Origin of the sequence: Bradyrhizobium sp. (assembly GCF_049586575.1) — a bacterium.
In the GTDB taxonomy this organism is placed as follows: Bacteria; Pseudomonadota; Alphaproteobacteria; order Rhizobiales; family Xanthobacteraceae; genus Bradyrhizobium.
The window spans coordinates 1-5,803 of record NZ_JBAVCF010000162.1; the positions used below are offsets into that span (position 1 = coordinate 1).

Sequence of the window (5,803 nt, forward strand, 5' to 3'; positions counted from 1 at the left end):
GGCTCGCCGCGCGCGACCTCGATCCGCTGTTGCCGGCGATGAAGGCGCATGGCGTGCCGGCGCTGATCCGCCATCTCAGGGGGGAGATCACGCGTGAAGAGGCGAGCGAAATCGGCCGCGCCGATACGCGTCATTACGCCAAGCGGCAGTTCACCTGGTTTCGGCATCAACTGCCGGAATTTGAATGGGTGAAGCCGGAGGCGGCCGGGGAATGGGTCGACGCTGTCACCACCACGTAACTCGTCAATCCGCGCTCGCGCTGGCGCGCGCCCCGGAATGACGGGTGTCAGGCCAGACGCATGCCAGCAAACGCAAAATTCACCCTCGCCCAACGCGCTTAAGCCCGCTACACTCTCAAATTGAGCGCGACCGCTGTTGGTAGCTTGACTTTCGGCTGCCAGACAGTATGTTCGCGCAACCTTTGGGAAGTCTGAGCGGACCTATGCGTAATATTATTACCAAACTCCTTATCGTAGTCGTACCCAGGCGCGCCGCCGGGGATGGCTAGTTGCCATCCAAAGTCGGACGGTGCGCCAGGGCCCTCTTCGGGTCCTTTTTTATTTCCCAAGCCACAAGCCTCTCTCGAACCAGAACCACCGCGCGAAAGCGCTTCCGGAGCCAGCCAAGGAATACGTCATGAGTGACAAGAGCCACGATCCTAACCAGATGACCGGCGCCGCGATGATCGTGCGCGCGCTGATCGATCATGGCGTCCAGCACATTTTCGGGTATCCCGGCGGCGCGGTGCTCCCGATCTATGACGAGATTTTCCAGCAGAGCGAGGTCGAGCACATCCTGGTCCGGCACGAGCAGGGCGCAGGCCATGCCGCCGAAGGCTATGCGCGCTCGACCGGCAAGCCCGGCGTGGTGCTGGTGACTTCGGGCCCAGGCGCCACCAACATGGTGACGCCGCTCACCGATGCGCTGATGGATTCGATTCCGCTGGTCTGCATCACCGGACAAGTTCCTACTCATTTGATCGGCAACGACGCGTTCCAGGAATGCGACACCGTCGGCATCACGCGGCCCTGCACCAAGCACAACTGGCTGGTGCGCAACGTCAATGATCTCGCGAAAGTGCTGCACGAGGCGTTCTACGTCGCGAGCACCGGGCGTCCGGGGCCGGTTGTCGTTGACGTGCCGAAGGACGTGCAATTTGCGACCGGCACCTATCACCCGCCGCGCAAATCCGACGTGCACATCTCCTACGCGCCGCGCGTCAAGGGCGATGCGACGCAGATTCGCAAGGCGGTAGCGCTGCTCGCCTCGGCGAAACGTCCGGTGATCTATTCGGGCGGCGGCGTCATCAATGCCGGCCGCGAGGCTTCGAAGCTGCTGCGCGAGCTGGTCGAGGTCACCGGCTTTCCGATCACCTCGACCCTGATGGGGCTCGGCGCTTACCCGGCGTCGGGCAAGAACTGGCTCGGCATGCTCGGCATGCACGGCACCTACGAAGCCAACATGGCGATGCATGATTGCGACGTCATGTTGTGCGTCGGCGCGCGCTTCGACGACCGCATCACCGGGCGCACCGACGCGTTTTCGCCGGGCTCGAAGAAGATCCACATCGACATCGATCCGTCCTCGATCAACAAGAACATCCGCGTCGACGTGCCGATCATTGGCGACGCCGCCAACGTGCTCGGCGATCTCTTGCAGGTGTTCAAGGCGGAAGCGAAGAAGCCGGACATCAAGGCCTGGTGGGCGGGAATCGCGAAATGGCGCGCGCGCAATTCGCTGTCCTACAAGAAGAACAACGATATCATCCTGCCGCAGTTCGCAATCCAGAGCCTGTTCGAGGCGACGCGTGGCAAGGACACCTACATCACCACCGAAGTCGGCCAGCACCAGATGTGGGCGGCGCAGTTCTTCGGTTTCGAGGAGCCGCATCGCTGGATGACGTCCGGCGGCCTCGGCACCATGGGCTATGGCCTGCCGGCGGCGCTCGGCGTGCAGGTCGCTCATCCCGACAGCCTCGTCATCGACATCGCGGGCGACGCGTCGGTGCAGATGACGATCCAGGAAATGTCGACGGCGGTTCAGCACGAACTGCCGATCAAGATATTCATCCTGAACAACCAGTATATGGGCATGGTGCGGCAGTGGCAGCAGTTGCTGCATGGCAATCGCCTGTCGCATTCCTACTCGGAGGCGTTGCCGGATTTCGTCAAGCTCGCGGACGCCTATGGCTGCGTCGGCTTCCAGGCGACCAAGCCCGGCGATCTCGATGGCGCGATCAGGGAGATGATCAAGGTCAAGCGCCCGGTGCTGTTCGATTGCCGGGTGGCGGCGCTGGAAAATTGCTTCCCGATGATTCCGTCCGGCAAGGCGCATAACGAGATGCTGTTGCCGGCGGAAGCCAATGACGAGGCCACCGCGGCGGCTTTTGCGAGCGGCAAGGCGCTGGTGTGATCAGGTAGTGAGCATGATCGAAACATCAGCATGTGGTTTCTTTCTTCACCTCCCCCCGAAAGGGGGAGGTCGGCGTGCGAAGCTCGCCGGGAGGGGGTCCGTTTATCGAATTGACCCCCGCACGCCAATTGACCCCCACCCTTCCCCTTTCAGGGGGAGGGCGTGCGCCGTCATCGACCGGGGGCACCAACATGGTTGACCTCGCCGAACTCGAGCACGCACAGAGAATTGTGCACGCGGCGATGCCGCCGACGGCGGCGCATGCCTGGCCGCTGCTGGCCGAACGCCTCGGCACGAGCGTGGTCGTCAAGCACGAGAACCACACGCCGACCGGCGCCTTCAAGGTGCGCGGCGGGCTGATCTATCTCGATCGCCTCAAGCGCGAGCGCCCCGGCACTGCCGGCATTATCTCGGCGACAACAGGCAATCACGGCCAGAGCCTCGCTTTCGCGGCGGGCCGCTATGGCGTGCCGGCTACGATCTACGTGCCTCTTGGCAATTCGGTCGAGAAGAATCGCGCGATGCGGGCCTTCGGCGCCAACCTTGTCGAGCACGGCACGGATTTCCAGATCGCTCGCGAAGAGGCGGGCCGTCACGCCATCCGGGACGGACTTGAACTCGTGCCGTCGTTTCACCCCGACCTCGTGCTGGGCGTCGCCACCTACGCGCTCGAACTGTTTCGCGCTGTCTCGGATATCGACATCCTCTACGTGCCGATCGGGCAGGGCTCCGGCATCTCGGGCTGTATCCTGGCACGCGACCTGCTCGGCCTGAAAACCGAGATCGTCGGCGTGCAGTCGACCGAAGCGCCGTCTTATGCGCTGTCGTTCGCGGCCGGCACCGTCGTCAAGACCAACAGCAGCAATACCCGCGCCGACGGCATCGCGACCCGCGTCCCCGACGAGGATGCGCTTGCGATCATCCTCAAGGGCGCGTCCCGCATCGTGCAGGTCACCGACGCCGAGATCGCCTTGGCGATGCGGGCCTACTGGACCGACACCCATAACCTCACCGAAGGCGCCGGTGCGGCGTCGCTCGCTGCTGCGCTTCAGGAAAAAGCGAGGCTGGGCGGCAAGCGGGTCGGCCTCATCCTGAGCGGGGGCAACATCGATTTCGATTTGTTCAGGACATGGGTGATGACGGACGCCGTCGTCCAGAAAGTGATGATGGCATGACCTGCAATCGTCGATCGACAAGACACACTGTCATCGCCCGGCTTGCCGCCTTCGCTGAAGCTTCGGCGGCCGGGCGAGTTCGTGGCCCGGCGAAGCCTTGGCGTGGACCGGACCGGGCGATCCAGCACGCCGCGGCAGGCGCACTCGTTCTGTTGGCCGGTGATTACTGGATGCCCGCTTTCGCGGGCATGACGAGAGATAAGGGGAACTGAAATGGACCAGCCCGCATCCGCCTATTTCATGGAAGAGCGCCACGATCCGAACGAGACGCATACGCTTTCGGTCCTGGTGCAGAACGAACCCGGCGTGCTCGCCCGCGTGATCGGGCTGTTCTCCGGGCGCGGCTACAATATCGAAAGCCTCACCGTTTCGGAAACCGAGAGCCAGAAGCATCTTTCCCGCATCACCATCGTCACCACCGGCACGCCGATGGTGATCGAGCAGATCAAGCATCAGCTCGACCGCATGGTGCCGGTCTATCGCGTCGTCGACATGACGCTCACCGGCCGCTCGATCGAGCGGGAGCTTGCGATGGTGAAGGTGCGCGGCACTGGCGATCATCGCGTCGAATCGCTGCGGCTGGCGGAAGCCTTTCGCGCCCGCGTGATCGATGCCACCACCGAAAGCTTCGTGTTCGAGATCACCGGCAATTCCGCCAAAATCAACCAGTTCGTCGACCTGATGCGCCCGCTCGGCCTTGTCGAGGTTTCGCGCACCGGCGTTGCCGCAATCGGCCGCGGAGCCGAGGGGATGTGAGCCATGCTGGCGCGCGACTGGTACTATAACCAACGCCGGCGGATCGGGCTCGATTCCGCGGTCGCCTCGATCTACGACCGCCATGACGACAGCGACCTGCGCGCGCGTGCCGTGCTCTCCATGCTGGGCGTCAAGCGGGGTTGGCGGCTCGCCGACATCGGCTGCGGCAACGGCGTGCTCGCCTGCGAGGCCGCGCTGATGGGCGCCGAGGTCGATGCGATCGATATTTCGCCGGCGATGCTGGCGCTGGCGGAGATCAGCGCCCGCGTTCGCAAGGTCGCGATCCGCACCCAGTCGGCGGGCCTCCTGAGTTTCGCCTACCAGCCCGAAAGCTATGACCTGATCGTCAGCGAATTCGCGCTGCATCATCTGCCTGATTTCTGGAAGGCGGTGGCGATGTCGCGGGTTTTCGCGGCGTTGAAGCCGGGCGCGAATTTCTACCTGCGCGACATCGTGTTTGTCAGGACGCCGGACGGCGCCGAGCGCGACGTCGAGGAATGGGCCGAGTTTTCCATCACAAACCACGACTTCAACCGCGACAACGTCGTCACCCATATGCGGGACGAATATTCGACCTTCGGCTGGGTGATCGAGCGCATGCTGCGTGATGCCGGCTTTGTGCTGACATCGGTCGATTATCACGCGCCGCTGCACGGCACCTATTTGTTGCACAAACCGAAGCACGGCGAGCAGGGTTAGAAAAAGAAAAAATGAAGCCCGCCGACATCTGCATCGCCGTTCTGGTCGCGATGATCTGGGGACTTGCCTTCATCGCGAGCCGGATCGCGCTCGAAGAATTGTCGCCCGAACTGATGACGACGATGCGCTTTGCGATTGCGGCGACGCCATGCCTGCTCGTGCCGCGGCCAAAAGTTTCCTGGCCGATCCTGATCGCGATCAGCTTCACGCTGTTTCTCGGCCAGTTTCTCGCGCAAGCCTACGGTATCGCGCGCGGCGTTCCAGTCGGGCTCACCAGCGTGGTCGTGCAGAGCCAGGCGCTGTTCACGATCGGCCTGGCTGCGGTCCTGTTCGGGGAAAGGCCGTCGCGCATGCAGACGGTCGGCATTGCGATTGCGGCGGTCGGTCTTCTGATGATCTGCGGCACGGTTGGATATGATTTCAGCGTCTCGGCCTTTGCGGTGCTGATGATTTCCCCGATCTGCTTTGCGGCGGGCAATCTTCTGTTGCGGCGCGCGCAGGGCGTGCCGATGTTCGATCTGTCCGCTTGGCTTTGCCTGGTCGCCGCCATACCGTTGCTGATGTTGACGTTGGCGGACGAGGGCGTGCAGCCGACCTGGCACGCGATCGCGCACATGTCGGGCGTCGTGTTCCTCTGCATGATCGGCATCGGCGGCATTTCCACCTGCACCGCCTACTGGCTGTGGAGCCGGCTGCTGCGCGACTATCCGGCCGCGCAGGTGGTGCCGTTTGCGCTTCTGGTGCCGTTCGTCGGCTCGGCC

At 63.4% G+C, this 5,803-nt stretch carries 5 protein-coding genes and 1 pseudogene; all 6 read left to right on the forward strand.

The features are described from left to right. A pseudogene (locus tag WB528_RS06070) lies at positions 1-239 on the forward strand (tRNA (adenosine(37)-N6)-dimethylallyltransferase MiaA); the annotation flags it as partial. Positions 240-636: 397 nt separating this feature from the next. Beyond that, on the forward strand, positions 637-2,412 hold the full coding sequence (locus WB528_RS06075; RefSeq protein WP_423887523.1) for an acetolactate synthase 3 large subunit: 1,776 nt from the start codon (positions 637-639) through the stop codon (positions 2,410-2,412). A 191-nt stretch (positions 2,413-2,603) separates the two neighbouring features. Further along, complete coding sequence (locus WB528_RS06080) at positions 2,604-3,587, forward strand: threonine dehydratase (protein ID WP_423887524.1); 984 nt, start codon at positions 2,604-2,606, stop codon at positions 3,585-3,587. Between the two features lie 213 nt (positions 3,588-3,800). Next, positions 3,801-4,343: an acetolactate synthase small subunit gene (gene ilvN / locus WB528_RS06085; protein WP_423887525.1), complete on the forward strand. Its 543-nt coding sequence runs from the start codon at positions 3,801-3,803 to the stop codon at positions 4,341-4,343. A gap of 3 nt (positions 4,344-4,346) precedes the next feature. Beyond that, positions 4,347-5,042 carry a class I SAM-dependent methyltransferase gene (locus tag WB528_RS06090; RefSeq protein ID WP_423887526.1) on the forward strand — a complete coding sequence of 232 codons (696 nt, stop codon included), beginning with the start codon at positions 4,347-4,349 and terminating at the stop codon, positions 5,040-5,042. A gap of 11 nt (positions 5,043-5,053) precedes the next feature. Next, the coding region (locus WB528_RS06095) for an EamA family transporter (protein WP_423887527.1) at positions 5,054-5,803 on the forward strand (750 nt) is incomplete at its 3' end.